The organism is Arthrobacter sp. P1_D12 (assembly GCF_056406175.1).
The window spans coordinates 80,787-97,431 of the sequence record NZ_JBFUAR010000002.1; the positions used below are offsets into that span (position 1 = coordinate 80,787).

General features: G+C 59.8%; 12 protein-coding genes. 8 read left to right on the plus strand and 4 right to left on the minus strand.

Annotated elements, in window-relative coordinates; all coding sequences use genetic code 11:
- Positions 1 to 14: 14 nt before the first annotated feature.
- Entirely contained in the window at positions 15 to 1,547 is a 1,533-nt protein-coding gene (locus AC1DZV_RS02750; RefSeq protein WP_476952892.1) for an ADP-ribosylglycohydrolase family protein, read from the minus strand.
- Positions 1,544 to 2,503: an ARPP-1 family domain-containing protein gene (locus tag AC1DZV_RS02755; RefSeq protein WP_476952893.1), complete on the minus strand. Its 960-nt coding sequence runs from the start codon at positions 2,501 to 2,503 to the stop codon at positions 1,544 to 1,546. The genes AC1DZV_RS02750 and AC1DZV_RS02755 overlap by 4 nt, the downstream gene beginning before the upstream one ends.
- A gap of 93 nt (positions 2,504 to 2,596) precedes the next feature.
- On the opposite strand from AC1DZV_RS02755, the gene AC1DZV_RS02760 reads away from it, so the two are divergent.
- From AC1DZV_RS02760 to AC1DZV_RS02775, 4 genes are all read left to right on the plus strand, one after another.
- Entirely contained in the window at positions 2,597 to 3,268 is a 672-nt protein-coding gene (locus AC1DZV_RS02760; protein ID WP_364747800.1) for an NUDIX hydrolase, read from the plus strand.
- A gap of 94 nt (positions 3,269 to 3,362) precedes the next feature.
- Positions 3,363 to 4,013 carry a TY-Chap2 family putative peptide chaperone gene (locus AC1DZV_RS02765; RefSeq protein WP_476952894.1) on the plus strand — a complete coding sequence of 217 codons (651 nt, stop codon included), beginning with the start codon at positions 3,363 to 3,365 and terminating at the stop codon, positions 4,011 to 4,013.
- Between the two features lie 107 nt (positions 4,014 to 4,120).
- Positions 4,121 to 5,392: a PD-(D/E)XK nuclease family protein gene (locus AC1DZV_RS02770; RefSeq protein ID WP_364747803.1), complete on the plus strand. Its 1,272-nt coding sequence runs from the start codon at positions 4,121 to 4,123 to the stop codon at positions 5,390 to 5,392.
- On the plus strand, positions 5,322 to 5,696 hold the full coding sequence (locus tag AC1DZV_RS02775; protein WP_476952895.1) for a hypothetical protein: 375 nt from the start codon (positions 5,322 to 5,324) through the stop codon (positions 5,694 to 5,696). Before AC1DZV_RS02770 ends, AC1DZV_RS02775 begins: the two co-directional genes overlap by 71 nt.
- Before the next feature lie 234 nt (positions 5,697 to 5,930).
- On the opposite strand, the gene AC1DZV_RS02780 is transcribed toward AC1DZV_RS02775, so the two are convergent.
- Positions 5,931 to 7,505, minus strand: a complete 1,575-nt coding sequence (locus AC1DZV_RS02780; protein WP_364747805.1) for an SIR2 family protein — start codon at positions 7,503 to 7,505, stop codon at positions 5,931 to 5,933.
- 280 nt (positions 7,506 to 7,785) lie between these two features.
- On the opposite strand from AC1DZV_RS02780, the gene AC1DZV_RS02785 reads away from it, so the two are divergent.
- Genes AC1DZV_RS02785 through AC1DZV_RS02800 form a run of 4 tightly spaced genes read left to right on the plus strand, consistent with a single transcriptional unit; the run spans position 7,786 to position 15,131 of the window.
- Positions 7,786 to 9,186 (plus strand): ATP-binding protein, encoded by a 1,401-nt coding sequence (locus AC1DZV_RS02785; RefSeq protein WP_476952896.1) that lies wholly within the window; start codon positions 7,786 to 7,788, stop codon positions 9,184 to 9,186.
- A complete protein-coding gene (locus AC1DZV_RS02790) occupies positions 9,186 to 12,071 on the plus strand; it encodes a Z1 domain-containing protein (RefSeq protein WP_364747809.1) in 2,886 nt (961 codons plus the stop codon). The genes AC1DZV_RS02785 and AC1DZV_RS02790 overlap by 1 nt, the downstream gene beginning before the upstream one ends.
- Positions 12,068 to 13,051, plus strand: coding sequence for a PD-(D/E)XK motif protein (locus AC1DZV_RS02795; RefSeq protein WP_476952897.1), 984 nt, complete (start codon positions 12,068 to 12,070; stop codon positions 13,049 to 13,051). Before AC1DZV_RS02790 ends, AC1DZV_RS02795 begins: the two co-directional genes overlap by 4 nt.
- Position 13,052: 1 nt before the next feature.
- Positions 13,053 to 15,131, plus strand: coding sequence for an AIPR family protein (locus tag AC1DZV_RS02800; protein ID WP_364747813.1), 2,079 nt, complete (start codon positions 13,053 to 13,055; stop codon positions 15,129 to 15,131).
- Here AC1DZV_RS02800 and AC1DZV_RS02805 read toward each other — a convergent pair.
- The gene (locus AC1DZV_RS02805; RefSeq protein ID WP_476952898.1) at positions 15,121 to 16,632 is read right to left on the minus strand and encodes a DNA cytosine methyltransferase; all 1,512 of its coding nucleotides are present in this window, start codon (positions 16,630 to 16,632) and stop codon (positions 15,121 to 15,123) included. The genes AC1DZV_RS02800 and AC1DZV_RS02805 overlap by 11 nt on opposite strands.
- Positions 16,633 to 16,645 lie beyond the last annotated feature (13 nt).

Consider the following 16,645-nt stretch of genomic DNA (forward strand, 5'->3'; position numbering starts at 1 on the left):
AGTAGCGGCGGACATTATTGGGCGCTCGAGGCCGTGGCCCCATCAACATGAAGCGCCGAGGCCGATGCGGCCTCCGTCAGCAATCTCACGAACAGCGGGTTCGGGTTTGCCCCCGGCAGCACCCGCCGCAGGTCCTTCAGCGCCTCCAGCGGCGAAATCCCAGCCACTTTCGCCCCATACAGCGCCGCCACCGTCGGCGTCCGGGACTCGGCCCGGACGCAGTGCAGCAGCACCGTCTTGCCCTCCGCACGGAAGCGCTCGACGGCGGCCGCCGCGTCTCCCAGCACAAACGCGGCATACGCATTGTCTTCCTCAACGGGGGAGTCGATGATCCAGAACGTGGCGTGGTCTTCCGGCGCGACGGACGGCACATCTGCAGTCCCCAGCCGGCACAGCGACACCACGGCGTCGATCCCCAGCTCAGCCACCAGTGCGAGCGAACCGACGCCGCCCAGCCAGACGCCGTCGTCGTGCGGGTGCTGGACCAGCGCATCGGTGCGGCTCCACATGCTGTAGTCCTGATGCTCGGCGCGGGGCCAGGATGCGGGCCGGCGGCCCTCGCCGCGGCCGAGTTCCATGCCAAGCATCATCAGGTCACGGGCCCGCAGCCCGGGCCAGCCGTGCAGGCGCCGCCGCCACTCGAACGGCACCGCCGTGTAGCCGTAGGCCGCGCCCAGCAGGCCGCCCGCAATGGCGGCGACCGTGTCCGTGTCCCGGCCGCCGCGGACGGCCGCCTCCAACGCTGCCCGGAGGTGCGCCGGGCCGGATGCCGACAGGCCCGCAAAGTGGATGGCGCTCCACGCACCCTGGAACGCCTCGACCACCCAGCCGTTGCGGGCGAAGTCCCGCGGCCGGGACCGCTCGGCAACCTCGATCCGCTCCAGCCACAGGGCAGCGCGTTCAGGAACCAGCAGCGGCAGACCAACCCGCACATCGAGAAGCCCGGTCAGGACCGCCTTGCGGATGGCCACGCACCAGAGTCCGCAGGCTTCCTGCGCATCCGGGTCAGCGTGGGTCAGTGCGCTGAGCACCCCCGCTGCCGTCACTAGGGACGCCGGATCCCGATCCAGGTAGGCCAGCGCAAGCGGTGCAGTGCGCATTAGCGAGCCGTTGCCGGCGCTGCGGCCGGTGCGGGCGTGCAAGTCCGAGGCCGCGGTGCTGAAGTCGGCAGCGTTCACCTCGCTCCGCCCGGAGTCGGCAGCAAGCCGGCCGGCGGCGGCGATGACGGAGCTGGTCTGGGTGCCCACGTCTTTGGCCTCGGCAGCCCACGCGGCCCAGGCCCGGACCACCGTGGTGAGCGTAGCGGGGGAGGAGGACCCGACGTCGGACGCTGCCTCCAGCAGAGCCTGGGCGATCGGGATGGCCATGGAGGTGTCGTCGGTCCACTCGGCCGGCGCGAACCCGAACGGTCCGCCGCCCTTCATGGTGACCTCGGCGCCGTCCGGCAGCGGCGCGCCGAACTCGTAGCCGGCTCCGAGGGCGTCGCCGGCGGCCAGGGCGACGAGTACTCCAGCCGCACGGTCATTCTGTAAGGGGTTCAGTTTCATGCCATCTCCATCAGGGGGTGCTTGGTGTTCCAGCCGGTCAGGTGGGCCAGCTGGGGGCGTCGGGTGGGAAGTTCGACGGCGATGCCCGCCGCGGACACCGGACCGGCGGCGTGGGAGACGTTGCGGCTCCGGAGCGTGCCGTGGCTCCGGACTTCGACCGCCGCAGCGCCGCCGTCGAACGCGCCGAAGTCCATCGACTGGACGTGGGCGGCGAAGTCGCGGGCCCGCTGGCCCGGCATGGGACCGGATGCCAGCGCGTGGGGTGAGAGGAGCTCCAGGTCCAGCAGCGCGGAATCGATCAGCTGGCGGTAGTGGCGGCGGAACAGCGTGTTGGTGCCGAAGACCTCCAGGAGCAGCGGCTGCTGGCACAGGCCGATGACGACGCCACGCTGGCCTTCCAGCGCGGCCGGGGCGTCGGCGGCATCGAACCGGTTGTGCACGTCGTCCTTGAACAGGTCCATGTGGTCGAGCAGGGAGCTGGTCACCGAGGCGCCGTGGACGGCGTCGAAGCGGCTCACCCGCTCCCAGATCCGGCCCTGCCGGTCGCCTCCGCGCCGGCCGTCTAGGCCGGTGGCCAGCTCGGACCAGACGTTGAGCGGGGCGCGGCGTGCCTGCCGGCGGTGGCTGCTCTGGCCGGCTTCCCAGCGGCCGGCTTCGACGCAGAAGGTGTCGATGTCGCGGGTTTCGCCCGGGCCGAGGACGACGTCGCGGGCGCAGGTCCGGTCCTGCTGGCCGCCTTCGAGGAGCTCGCCTTCCAGCAGCAGGGCGGGGTGCGGGCCGTTGTTGGTGACGGTGAGGCGGGCCACCTGGGCGCCGCTGGCGAGTTCGGTGACGGCGACGTCGGCGTGGGTGCCGGTGCTGATCCCGAGGCTGCCGGAGCCGGAGGTCCAGACGGGGAAGATGCCGAGGGGGCCGAGCCGGCTGCCGGCGCCGACGTGGAGCTGTGGGACTTTCATGCTGACCTCCGGTTGATTTAATGCATATCTGCGCTAATTGACTTCAGTATGCACCGCTTGCGTCTTTAGCGCAATACTGCGATAAATAATGATGTGAAGGATTCCAAGAACAGCACTGCCCCGTCCCTGCTCGACTACCCGCGGCCGTCGGTGGCCGTGGATACGGCGGTGCTGACTGTCGCGGAGGGAAGCGTGTGCGTGCTGCTCGTGCGCCGCGCGGAGGACCACCAGCACGGACAGTGGGCCCTGCCGGGGACGTTCCTGCGCGAACGCGAGACCCTGGCTGATGCGGTGCTGCGCTGCCTGCGGGAGAAGGCCGGGATCTCGGGACGGGTGCCGCAGCAGCTTCAGGTGTTTGACGAGCCGGGGCGCGACGACCGCGGCTGGGTGTTGTCGGTGGCGCACGTTGACGTGGTGCCTCTGGCGGCACTGCGGGAAGCTCTAGAGTCCGACGGCGTCAGGCTGGCTTCCGTGACCGGGGAACCGGAGCTGATCGCCGGGCTGCCGTATGGGCACGCGGACATTGTGGCCAAGGCAGCGGAGTGGCTGCGGGCCGCTTATGTCGAGGCGCCGGATCCCGGTGCGCTGCTGGATGAGCCGTTCACGCTGAAGGACCTTCGGGAGCTGCACGAGGCGGTGGCTGGTGCCCCGTTGATGCGGGACACGTTCCGGCGGTTTATGGAGCCGAAGCTGACGGGAACCGGGCAGATGTCGGACGGGACGCGGGGGAGGCCTTCGCGGTTGTGGGTGCGGGGCACGGCATGAAACGTCCGACGAGGCGCTCGAGCGGCGGTGCTCTGCATGAAGAATGATGTCAATGACGAACAGGTCAGCGCATGACCGGTTACAAAGGAGCGCAATGATTTACGCAGAACACGGGACGCTTCGGTACCAGCACATAAACGCCTTGTCCTGGCGCGTAGCGAGCGAACTAAGTCGGCGAGACCCTAGCGTCTACATAGGGTTGACAGGTGGTGACGGCTCCTCCGCTATGGCCGACGCGTTGATGATGGCCGACGTCAGAGGCATGGCATATCAGGCGCGCCGTTGTGGCTTGGGTTTCACCGCGGGAGCAGGCGGTGACTTCCAGATTCCGTGGGATAGGGCCTTTGGAATGACGGGCCCACGGGCGATTGCAATTGCGTTGGAAGAATCCCGAGGCATCCATCGTCCTGAGAAGTCGCCTGCGACCTCGCCCAGGGCCCTGGGTTACCGCGTCATGGCGTCGATGCTGGAGCTGACATTGGGCGACCGAGTGCAGTGGTCAACAGGAGAAAGCCGCGGTGGGCCACTGGACCCGGAGTCATTGACGACCGGCGACCGGCTGCAAGAGTGGGAGGACACTCGGTGGTCTCTGTTCAGGGATAGCGAAGCTGTTGCCCAGCTAGATAACTTTGGCTGGTTGGAAACCCGTGGCCAAACGATTGATCTTCATGCTCGGTACCGTGCACTCAACGGCCGGATCTATTCGCTGATTCTGGAAGTTCTCGGCGACATCTTGCCGAAGTAGAAGTCGTTCCGTTTCTAACCATAGGAAGTATTTTGATAATTAGTACGGTCGAAGGCGGCATGGAAATAAGGTCCGTGCCTGCCATTCAACGCCCAGTGGTAATGTTCGTGATCAGCAAGACTTACCGGGAAGATAAGTCCCAAATGCGCCTCTATGACGCGACACGCGGCAACTGGCGTATCAGTGAGGGAAGTCGGAACCGGGCGGAAATTGCTCTTGGAATTGCAGATGGTGTGGTTCGCGCCGCCTATGAGATTGACAGGTGGGGCAGGGCCGACGACGGTACGGCCCCTTGGGAGGCAGCGGGATCGTCAAGCCGTTGGTACTTCGAAGGGCGCGAGACCGACGAGACGCGGTCGTGGCTGGGCTCGTCCGTTCGGAACCTGGCGCCGGGGAAAGGGGCTGCAAACCCGGTCCGCCTTTTCTTGGAGGGCGTGCCCGGTCCGGTTGACGAAAACGCCAAAGATATCTCGGGTCTCCTGCAAACCGAGGCTCTTGGCAGGATCATGTTCGGCAACAGTGAGCTCTTTCATAGCAACGTCTTGGCATGGATCTTCGAGACATTTCCCGCGCATGCCGATGAAGTGTTCGGATCGTTGGTCGCTGGCGGGGCTGCGGGTTCGGGAGACCGACGTGTAGAGCGCGAGCGGGAGAACCTCGATCTGGTCATGCATTGGCCGGACCGGGGATCCTTGGTGATCGAGAATAAGGTCTTTTCCGTCCCACACCCCGATCAACTTGATAGATACGCCAGCAAGATGTCGAAATGGAAGTTGCCAGTTGGCGGCGCCCTCCTGCTGAGCCCGACCAGACACTCCTTCCTAGAACGTGGATACTCTACAGGGCTTGAATTCAAAGACGGCACCCCGATTGTCTGGCATCACCTTAGCTTCGAGACGTTAGCCGAATCCTTGGAGTTGGCATTCGACGGAACTCCAGATTCGTACGAGGTTGAGACGGTGCGTCGCTACTGCACTGTGCTCCGCGCTTTGTCAGCGCTTATGGCGCATGCACTGATTTCAAGCACCGAGGAGGAGGCTTTCCTCGACGCCTTGACTTTGGCCCGGGCACTACCCAAGCAGGCCGTGACAGGGTTGATGAAAGCGCGGGCCGCCCACGTTGCCGGCGTGCTTAGCGAAAAATTGGCCGAAGCGGGACTCGATCCATCTGGCGTCGAAAGCGGCATGAGCCATTCGCTTCCCCAAGTTTCATGGTTCACGCGGACCATGGCAGGTGACGAGGAAATCTTCGCTGGATGGCAGTATCAAGAGGGCGTTCTGCGCCTTGCCGTGGTCCTCGACCATCTCAATGGCACAGGAATCGACGAAGTCGAAACGGGCAGAGTTTGCTCGGCGATATCCGGAACTCTTCTCGTTTGATCATCTCGACGCCATCCTCGGCACTACGGGCACAGCTCTTTCCTCCAGCTCCAAACAGGAAGGACCATTCGGCCACTTTGATCCAGATTTTGTCTACCTGTACAAGAAAATTGCGGGGTTGTCGGTGCAGCAGCTGCTAGACCTGACGGTCGCACATGCCACCCACCTCGACCGCCATTCCATCGGTCACAACGTCATTGAGGTCAACTGGGGTGGTTCGCCGAATGGGCAGCGATTTGTTTCGGGAAGGCCAGTTGGGGAACCGATACCCACCTCACCGGGCACCGCTCCGCGGCGGGACTGAGGCGCAAATCATAAGTGTGTTGCCAGCCGGGGCACTTGAAGTCCATAGGTATCCAAGTCGTAGCGACGTATCACCTTGGCAGGCACGCTCTCTGGCGCAAGAATGTAAATGAGCGAAACGAGGCTTGGAACAACGTACGCCGGCATTTTGGCATACCGGCGTGTGCTGGATTGCTCGGGCGGCGGTGAAGGCAATGCCAATGGCGGACACGCTGGCATGCAACGAACGCCAAGGTCAGGTCTTCAACCCCAGCTCGCGTAGTGCGGTATCTATGACGCCCCAGACTTCCGCTGTATCTGCTGACCGCTCATGTTCCGCGAGCGCCAGAAGCTGCTGTCGGAGTTGGCTTTCGTGATTGGAGAGCCCGCGGTTGTATGCGGGAGCCAGCAGATAGGAGTGGTTGTCAGTTGCGTAGGCCATCATCATGTCCAGGAAGATCTCGAGTTCCCTTCCCGCGGCCGCAACAGCGGCCTGTGTCGCAACTTTGTCGAAGTCCAGGTCAGGGGCGACGCCTGACATGGGCAAGATATCTAGTCGCCCCGCCCAGACAAGATTTTGCAGTGGCTCGTGAAAGAGGGACAGGACTGTGCCCATCTTGTGACTCTTGGAGGCGTCGCCTGGTAGTGCACGCCTGACGTCGTGAACAATTTCGTGGAAATGGTCGTCGGCGAGACCGAAGCCGACGAATAGCAGATGGTGCGTCAGCAGATGCGCTTTGACCAAGGCAGAGAGGGCGTCCCTGTTGCTGTTGTAGCCAAGATAATCATCCCGTGTGAGCACAATGCTGTCAGGTTGAGTGACTGAGCCGTGCAACTTCAGCAGCCAGTTGTTGCCGACGGCGGGAACATTCTCGGGGAGTACAGTTCGTGGCATTTGAGCATCGCTACAAGCCTTCTCGAAAAGCCTGTCGTAGTTCAATGTGATTGCGCCAGCGGATGGCAGAGTTGCGAGGAGTGCCGGCGCCAGCCCATATTTCGGCAGATCAACTGCCTGTGCAATGGCCTCGCCAAATGCGTTCTGTGATTTGCCCTGATCGGCGTACAGCTGTTCGAGAACGCCTGCTTGGTCAAGCAGATTTAGTCGATCGAACGATTTGTCGTCGATTGTCTCAAACTGGACGCCCTCTTTGAGTTTGCCGAGTAGTTGACTCCAGCTTGGAGCGCCAGCGCTAACGCTGACCCCGGCGCCCAAGAAGGGAACTAGTTGTCCGGCTCGGGCTATGCCACCCAGCGATCTTGCAGTTTCATGCAGTTGAGAACCGAGGGAAGGCCAAGACGATTGGTCGGATGCCCCACGGCGTAGCTTCTGCGCAAGTGAGAAGGCAGCTTTGTCTCGCAGCACCAGGACTAGGTCGATGCCGTAGCGGGACGCGAGGTCAATGCAGGCGTCGAGAATCGCCCGCAGCGCAGCGCCGAGGTGGTTACCGGCCCCACCTCCGGCCGTGCCGAAAAATGGTAAGGCAAGGAGCCGCTGTGGACGCTTGCCTGACTCCGGAATTGCAGCCATGGCACTTCGTACGAATGCTTCAAGCCTCTTGGTAACGGCAGCAGGCGTCCAATTGGCGTCTTCCGGGACCGCGGTCATTATGGGCAGGGGGACATTATTGTCCCAGGGCCGGATCGCTTCAGCGAGGGAAACGCCATCACGAAAGTCTGCCGAGGCCGAAGTGGCAGCGAGCTTCCGGAGCTCAGGATGGGCCACGAGCCAATGGTGCTCGATCCGGACGCTTGCGTCCGTTGGCAAGAGCCATGCGTCACATCTGAGATTCAGAATGTCGGCCATGGCCACGTACACGTGCGGGTTGGTCATGAACTCTGTTTATCAGATGCCTCGCCAGCTGTGGGGTTCACGAGCCGAGAGAGGCATGCATAGCGGACGCGGGCCGGCATGCCGATGAAAGCGCCAGCCCCTCGGACAACGGCACCGGGCGACACTTGGCCTTGTGCCGCCGAGAAATGTCAGTCCCTGAGGTTATTGTTATCTCACCATCGAGCGTTCTTTGCCGGTGGATGGGATATGTGTGGGGGAAAGATTGACTGAAGCGATAACCATGGTGCCCGATCCGCACCTCATGGAGTCGATGCGGGCCGTGGGCTACACCCTCGAAACCGCCATCGCAGATTTGATTGACAACTCGATAACGGCAGGCGCATCTCGCGTTGATCTTCTCTTCTATGGCGAAGGGGACAGCTACGTTGCCATCATTGACGATGGCGCGGGTATGACTTCGTCCGAGGCTCAGAACGCAATGCGGCTGGCAGGAAAGAGTTCGCTGTCAGGCAGAGCAACGAACGACCTGGGACGGTTTGGGCTGGGCCTGAAGACGGCGTCCATATCGCAGTGCCGCGATTTGACTGTTGTTTCAAAAAAAGACGGTGAGCTCCACGGGTACCGGTGGGATCTGGACTACTTGATACAAACCGGCACATGGAGCCTGCTCCGGCTTTCAGAAGGCGAATGCCGTACGCTTCCAGAGTTCTCGGAACTGGAAAAGCATCCGTCTGGGACATTGGTTCTGTGGCGGAAGCTCGACCAGCTGGAAGCCACGACCGGAAACCTGGGGAGTGGGCTCGACGAGAGCATGGTGCGCGTTCGTAAGCACCTGGGGCTTGTATTCCACCGGTACTTGGCGGGCGAGCACGGCAACAAGTTTGATATCGCGATCAACTATCGCGAGATTGAAGGCGCCGACCCACTCCTGCAGAACCACAAGGCGACTCAGCCTGGACCGGTCGAGAAGATATATGTCGAGGGGGAAGTCATCGAGCTTAGGCCCTTCACCCTTCCGCATCTGAACAAACTTAGCAGCGCAGACAGGCAGAAGGCCCAGGTCGATGGGTCCCTGAGGGACAGCCAAGGGTTTTACATTTACAGGGAAAAGCGGCTCGTTATCTGGGGCACGTGGTTCCGGATTGCTCCAAAACAGGAGCTCGGAAAACTCGCGCGCGTACGGGTGGACATCCCGAATACTCTGGATCACTTGTGGGCTTTGGACATCAAGAAGGCCCAAGCCGTTCCTCCGCCTGCCATTAGAAACAGGCTGCGCCAAGTCGCAGACAACATTGTCGGACCTAGTCGTCGTATTCACGAATACAGGGGAAGGCGAGCGGGCGGGGGACCGGTCAGCCACTTGTGGGACGTAGTTGATGACCGGACGTCGTTCCGCTATGAAGTAAATCGAAATCACCCAGCGGTCGTTGCGTTGGCTGGAAGCCTGAAATCAGATGACTCCGCGCTGTTGGGGGCTCTGATCACAATGTTAGAGCAATCATTTCCGGTGGAAGACGTCTACAACAGACTTGGCCAGGATGCAGTTCACTCGCCGCAGGCCGTGGAGGACGCCGAACTGAACATGCTGGCGGTTTCCCTTTGGGAATCCCTAAACGGGACACTCGGCCAAGAACTGTTCGTCGACTCAATGCTCAACGCAGAGCCCTTCAATAACCATCCCCGCGCGCGCGGAATTCTTGAGAATGCGGTAAAGAACTGATGACAATTCCCACTATGGTGTTCCCATTGTCCGCGCTAGAGGGAGCGGTCCTCGGGCTGCTCACCGACCAGACTACGGGTGAAACGAAAATCGGCCTTCAAGAACTAGATGTCAGAGCAGCATTTGACGCATGCACGCCGATCATGCGGACGGATGCCAGCGAAGACGAGTTGGACCAGCTCTTCCGATATATCTTGACCGCAGTGAGCGCGGATATTCAGATTGAAGGCAAACCAGTTACGAAGGACGACCACGAACCGTGGCTCAAAGACAGCAAATCTGAGATCAACTGGCGTAGGTGGCGTGCCTACCGGAAGATGCTGTCCAAGCAGGGGCGTTCCGGACGCGTCCTCGATCGCCTCGACAAGTTCACCGACGACGTTTTGGACCTCGCAGGCAACCCGCAAAAACCAGGCCGTTGGAACCGCCGCGGACTAATCATCGGTGACGTGCAGTCCGGCAAGACGCAGAATTACCTAGCACTGATCAATAAGGCGGCGGATGCTGGGTACAGGCTTATTATCATTCTCTCAGGCAACACCGAGTACCTCAGGCGTCAAACACACGAGCGAGTGGACGAGGGCTTTATTGGCCGGGATACGCGCCGGGTCGGTATGCCGAAAGGGGCTGTCCTCAAGGACGTACACATCGGTGTTGGGAAGATTGACCAAGAAGTCGCCAACGCCACCAGCCTGACCACAGTCCTCATGGACTATTTGCAGGCCACGAAGAACGGGATTGACGTTCCTCTTCCCTCGCAGTCGTCAGGACCACTTGTGTTCGTTCTAAAGAAGAACAAGTATGTCTTGGACGCGGTCAACGGCTGGGCTCGGGGCAGGGCCGACAGCCATGGAACCATAGACCTTCCTGTACTGCTTCTTGATGATGAATCGGATTACGCGTCCGTTAACACAAACGAGGCGGAGGACCCCACCGCGATCAACGGTTCAATCCGAAAGATTTTGTCCAGCTTTACACGGTCATCCTACGTAGCAATTACGGCGACGCCTTTCGCCAACATCTTCATTGATTACGAAGCGTCCGGAAGCGTCGAAGTCGACGGTGAAGCCGTGGACGATCTCTTCCCTGAGGACTACATCTATCCGCTAGAGGCCCCGAACAACTACGTCGGAATACGGGCAACATTTGGTACCGACGAAGAGGACCGTCCGCAGTCGGTACAGTACCTCACTGACGCTCAGCAATGGATCCCGGTGAAACACCGAAAAACCCAACCGGTTGGTGCCCTCCCGGAGAGCCTGAAGGAAGCAATCAGGAGCTACCTCCTTGCGAACGCAATCTTGGATCTTCGAGTTAAGGCACCATCCAAGCGGTCAATGCTAGTCAACGTATCTCGTTTTACTAATGTTCAGGACGTTGTCGGAGACCTATTGACCGAGGAGCTGTACCGATACAAATCAGCTATCGAACTACATGCGATCCCCTACGCTGGCGGGAAAAGTAACGCTGCTCTCGACGAGCTGAAATCCACGTTCGAGAAGCAGTTCGTTTCAACGGGTCCGGCTTGGACCGCGATTCTTGCCGAGCTTCACAAGTCCGTCGCCGACGTCCGAGTGAAGGTCTACAACTCAAGTGTGGACAAGGCGGAGGACGAGGACTATCGCGAGGAGGTTCCGACGAGGCAGATCGCCGTCGGCGGTGACTTGCTCAGTCGAGGACTTACGCTGGACGGCCTGCTCGTCAGCTACTTCCACCGCAGCGTGGGCGCTGCTGACACCATGATGCAGATGGCGCGATGGTTTGGCTACCGTGACGGTTTCCAAGATGTATGTAGGTTGTGGATCAGCGAAAAGTCTGCCGCGGACTATCGGTTCGTGGGTGGAGCGATCCAAGAACTTCGGGACGACCTCGCACACATGCACCGGAACAACATGACACCGCGCGATTTTGGCCTGGCAGTTCAGCAACACCCGGAGTCACTGCTCATCACGGCCAGGAACAAAATGAAGCACACCGTTCAGTACGAGAAGGAGGTCAACCTTCTCGGCCGGAACTTGGAGACTCGAAAACTGTCGGCAGACCTGACAGTCCAAGCGGTGAACTTCGCGGCCGCTCAGGATCTGGCAAAAGCTGCACTGGCTGCCGGCTGCTCAACCGACGAAACCGTCCGCGGCTATACACGGTTCAGAGACGTCCCGAAGGGGCTCGTCGCGGACTTGCTGCACAGCTACAAGGCAGCTGACGACGACATCTTCTTCACTGGAAGCGGGCTCGAAAGGATGGTTCGGGCTAGCCCTGGGGAGCAGTTCCAAACATGGGACGTGACCTTCATGAACGGCCCCAAGAAAAAGGAAGACGCGGAGCTGACAGGCCTGCCTAACCTCGTGCCTGAGAACCCGGTGTTTAAGGTTTCGCGTGCTTTGATGCTCCGACACCTGACTGCCAAGGACGGCACGCTCACCGGATCATCGCTCTGGGTGAGTGGAAAAAAGACGCGGCTCGCGGGAAGTGACGATTTGCGTAGGGTCCTGGATCCGCACGTTGAAGCAGAGGCCATTGCGGCATATCAAAAGGACAAGAAGGCGGAGACTGCCGAGGGAACTGATTCCGCTTCTAGTAGCCACGTTCCCGAACGCGCACTGTATCGGCATCTGCCTCGCCCCCAGTTGATGATTTATGCCGTCGAGCCCAGCCATGAAGAAGGTGTCGAGCACGAAGATGGCGCAACCGCCTCACCGGAGACTGCCGCGCTCAAGGGCGAACTTACCGCGGCTGCAAAGCATCCCGAAGCTGCCTTTATCGCTCTTAAGATTGCTCTGCCGACGTCTGATTCCGATTACAACAGCAAGAACGGCAGGGTTAAGTACGTTCTGAACAAAGTGGCGCAGAAGTACTGGATGGCTGACTATGAGGAGCTGTCATGACTGCTGACTCGTGGACTCCGGAACGCTGGAACGACGAAGTCCGCAGCGGGCTGGTCACTCTCCGTGAGCTCGACCCAATGCTGGCTACGCGGATGGTTTATGGCGCGGACGAAGTCGGTCGATTGAGCTTCGGCCTGATCACCCGCCAACCGCCAGGCCTTCCCCAACTTTCTGATGCGGTATCTATCGTTCGGGCGGAGCGGGAGCACGACGGGACGTGGATACTTCTACTCACGTTGGAGGACCCCAAGTTCAGCGAAGTCTTCATGCAGCTGTGTGGTCATGTGCACGAAAAGGTTTCCGAGGCCGTAACTGAAAGCGCCGGGCTTTCCACGGCCATGGAGTGCTTTGCAGAGTGGCGTCAGCTCTTCCAAGCCTCGAAAAAACGAGTGCTGAGTATGGAGGAGTGCAGGGGCCTGTATGCAGAGTTGGAATTTGGATTCTACGTCCTTGGACCAAGTGTTGGCTCCTCTGTGGTCGTCGAAGGCTGGCAGGGACCTTATGGATCCGACCAAGACTTCCAGTTCGTTGATGTTCACTATGAAGTGAAGAGTCGGCATGCCAGCACTCACGCGTTGAGGATCGCTTCTGAATATCAGCTCGACGGCGACAATATTGTTCTTGTGACGGTTGAGGTTGCCGATAGCGCGATGCCTCTTCCTGGGTTCACGTCGCTCGCGGACAAGGTCGTCCTCGCGAAGGACTCCGTCGCTCTTGACGACGGAGATCTTGAAGCGTTTGACAGTGCACTGGATGAGCTGGGGTTTGACCCAAACGATGAGATATACGGCCGGATGTACTTCAGCAGCCGCAGTTATGACTACTACATCGTTTCCGACGATTTCCCCCGCATCACTCCTCGAGACCTAGCGACAGGAGTGGCCGGGGTGAAGTACCGCCTGGAGCTAACAGCGCTCGATCAATTCGCAATCGATGCAGATATGGCACTCAACCGAATGAAGAATTACGGGGTCATCTAAAGTGAACGTTCAGAGCTACCACGAGAACTTGCTAGCTTCGGTCGGGTCCTTGGCCGACGCCGACGGTGAGTTTACGGCTACGGCGTTCGCGCGACATTGCGCGGAGTTGCTTACAGAAGCAGGAGAGTTTGACGATGTCGTCACCCTTGACTTTGACGGGACGGGGACGCGGCGGCGCAGGCTGAAGGTAAACGGCTACGACCTCGACAACGCCGACAACAGTGTTGCGCTAGTGGCGACGATCTATGTCGGCTCGCCTGAAATTCAAGTCGTTTCCTCCACAGACGCCAAAGCCGCTCTGAAAGCGCTTCAGTACTTTCTAGCCGATTCGCTCGATGGAAGCTTCTTGGAGGGCCGGGAGGAAAGCTCGCCGGCTTACCAGCTTGCTTACGACCTCCGCAACCGCGGGGGCAACGTCTCACGGTACCGTCTTTACCTGCTGACGGATGGGCAACTGAGCAACCGGCTGCGTGAGCTTCCGAGCGAAGCATTGAACGGAATTCCCGTCGATTACCAGCTCTGGGACGTTGACCGCCTGCATCAACTCCATGAATCGCAGAGCGGCCGGGAAGCGCTGCGAATTGACCTACGAGAGTGGCAGGAAGAGGGCCTCCCTGCGCTAAAGGTTGAGTCAACTCCGGAGTTTGCGACCTACCTTGCGTCCGTGCCTGGAAACGTCCTAGCGGGACTCTACGGACGCTACGGCAGCCGGCTCCTGGAGAGCAACGTGCGCTCTTATTTGACCAACAGGGGCAAGGTCAATAAGGGAATCCGCGAGACTATCTACTCTGCTCCCCAAAATTTTATGGCGTTCAACAACGGAGTCACCGCGACGGCCACCTCGGTGCAAACGGATGGTGAGAAGTCAACCATCCTGACTATTGAGGACCTCCAAATCGTCAACGGCGGCCAGACGACGGCGTCGTTGTTCTTCGTTGACAAGGAGGCCAAAGATAAGGCCGTACTGCAGAACGTCTTCGTCCCCATGAAACTGGTTGTGGTAGCGCCCGCCGTGGCCAGCGAACTCGTGCCCAGCATCTCAAGGTTCGCCAACAGCCAAAACGCCGTAAGCGCAGCGGACTTCTTTTCGAACAGCCCTTATCACGTCCGCATCGAAGAGCTGTCACGACGGGTGCTCGCGCCGGCGGTCGCGGGCGCCACGTACAACACAAAGTGGTACTACGAGCGAACACGCGGCCAGTACGAGAATGAGAAGAATAAGCTGCCTAGAGCTGAGGCTTCACGATTCGACAAGCTCTATCCAAAGCACCAGAAGTTCGACAAACCGGCTTTGGCCAAATTCATAATGTCGTGGGAGCAGCGTCCTCACATCGTCAGCGCAGGTGCCCAGAAGAACTTTGTAGCCTTTGCGGAAATGGTGGCAAGAGCATGGGATAAGGATGAATCCTCGATCAACGAGATCTATTTCAAGGACGCTATTGGCAAGGCAATCCTGTTTTCGAGTATCCACTCGGCCGTGAGGAATACCGAGTGGTATCAGCGGGACCGCGCCTACCTTGCCAATATCGTCACCTACACGGTGGCAAAAATGGCAAGCCTTGTTGAGACTCAAGGGCGTGGCCGTTTGATGGACTTCGACCTAATTTGGCGTTCTCAAGCGGCTCCACAAAACGTCTTGGACGTGGCGGTTGAAATTGCTCAGTCCGTGCAGGCAGCACTGACGAGTGAACATCGGCCGACACAAAACGTTACTGAATGGGCCAAAAAGGCAGCCTGCTGGGACCTGGTCCGCGCGGTACCGATCCGGCTTCCTGAGGCTTTCCTCGCTAGGCTTGCTGACCCCGCCACTGTGGCGCAAAGGGGCCGGACTGGGAAGGAAACGCAGAAGATCGACAACGGAATCAACCAACAGACTCGTGTCTTTGAAATACCCAAGGAGCACTGGCTGGAGTTGCGCGAATTCTCGTTGGGAAACGGCGTCGCCAGCCCCACGGACCTAAGTATTCTCGACCTGGTGACGGGCAGGAAGTCAGGACTGCCGACCGAGCGGCAATCCGCCAGGCTGCTCAACCTTGTCTCCTCCGCAAATGCAAAGGGATTCCGAACGTTTAGTCCCTGAGAGCTGCCAGCATGTCGGCGACAACGTCGCCGATCTGCTTAGAAAGCAGTGGCGGAACGGCGTTCCCCACTTGGTGAAATTGCTGCGTCCTGGCACCTTCGAAGAAGTAATTGTCGGGGAAGGACTGAAGGCGTGCGGCTTCGCGTACCGTGAAACTGCGCGTCTGCTCAGGATCCGGGTGAATGTAGTAGTGCCCGTCTTTGGAAATGTGTGAAACCACCGTCGTGGCAGGTGCGTCCCAAACCTGAACTCTAAAGCGGTCCGTGAAAGGAGTCCCCGCTTTGCCGACGTTCCTGTGTTCGGGATGGAGAGCCGCCGGCAGGTCGGTGTACTTCGGGCTCTTTCCCAGGCGTTCTGCCAGCTCCGCCATCACGCGATACCGCGCAAGATCCGAAACCATGTGTGCGCGGGGCTCGTGCTGTACCGGTATCGTTAGCCTGTCATCCAGCACCCAGGATTCGTACGCATCTACTGCCAGCACGCCGGCCTTTACCGGTTCCGGCTTCGACATTACGTCTATGGCGCGTATCTGGCTTAGTGCCTCAGCTTGGACCGAGACCCAGTCTTGATCGATCTTCGGCTTCCTGCCGGAGGTCTGGGCTCGGATGCTGGGCATCGTCTGGACAGCTGCTCGGACCGTGACTGCCCCGTCAGCCTTCTCGATAATCCGACGAGGAATATTGGCGGCGACATCACTTCGAACCCCGAGCAGAATCACGCGGTGCCTCTTCTGTGGCACGCCGTATTCTTCTGAGCGGATGATGAAGTCGGACGGGTTCAAGTCGCGTGGTTCAGCGTCCACTACTAGTGAACGGATTTCGTAGCTCACACCGCTGGGGAGACGTTTAAGGTCACCCAAGATCGTTTGGAACATGCTGCTGTCGCCATTTTTCGACGAGAGAAGCCCCTTGACATTCTCCATGACAAAAATCGTCGGCTTGAACTTGCCCAGGATGTGGAGATACTCACGGTATAGAAAGTGCTTGTGGTCTGAGGCGAACGACTCGTCTCCAGTCCTGCGGGACCGCCCGGCGAGGGAATACGCCTGGCACGGGGGCCCGCCGATGAGTGCCCAATGTCCTCGCTCATTCTCCGGACCGAGCTGCTTTTCTATGAAGCTGTCCACCTCGGGGCGGTTGACCTCTCCAAGCTCCACCTGGTAGACGTGAGCCTTCGCAGCTAGATACGCCTCTCTAAAATCACCTGTGAGAACGGAGTGCCACGACTTCTTGCCCTGGATGTAGTCGAAGTACGGTTGCAGATCTCCGCCGGATCGGACGAGCTCCCTGTACGCCGCTCGTAACCTGAGCGTTTGGCACGCAAGGGTATCCATCTCAAAAGATGCCAACGTATTGAAGACGAAGCCGCCCTGCTCGTCTCTGACGCTTGAAAATCCTTCATTCAGGCCTCCGGGCCCGGCGAAGAGATCAATAACTGGAAACACATGCACCCCTTGATATCCGAACTCCAGGATACCAGGCCCGGCTGACAATTTGCTCATCAGCTCGGAGTGG

Excerpts from the sequence above, each read along its gene's own strand:
- AC1DZV_RS02790 (WP_364747809.1), top strand. The coding sequence starts at position 9,186 with ATGACAATTCCCACTATGGTGTTCCCATTGTCCGCGCTAGAGGGAGCG.
- AC1DZV_RS02750 (WP_476952892.1), bottom strand. The coding sequence starts at position 1,547 with ATGAAACTGAACCCCTTACAGAATGACCGTGCGGCTGGAGTACTCGTC.
- AC1DZV_RS02755 (WP_476952893.1), bottom strand. The coding sequence starts at position 2,503 with ATGAAAGTCCCACAGCTCCACGTCGGCGCCGGCAGCCGGCTCGGCCCC.
- AC1DZV_RS02775 (WP_476952895.1), top strand. The coding sequence starts at position 5,322 with ATGGCACAGGAATCGACGAAGTCGAAACGGGCAGAGTTTGCTCGGCGA.
- AC1DZV_RS02765 (WP_476952894.1), top strand. The coding sequence starts at position 3,363 with ATGATTTACGCAGAACACGGGACGCTTCGGTACCAGCACATAAACGCC.
- AC1DZV_RS02805 (WP_476952898.1), bottom strand. The coding sequence starts at position 16,632 with ATGAGCAAATTGTCAGCCGGGCCTGGTATCCTGGAGTTCGGATATCAA.
- AC1DZV_RS02780 (WP_364747805.1), bottom strand. The coding sequence starts at position 7,505 with ATGACCAACCCGCACGTGTACGTGGCCATGGCCGACATTCTGAATCTC.
- AC1DZV_RS02795 (WP_476952897.1), top strand. The coding sequence starts at position 12,068 with ATGACTGCTGACTCGTGGACTCCGGAACGCTGGAACGACGAAGTCCGC.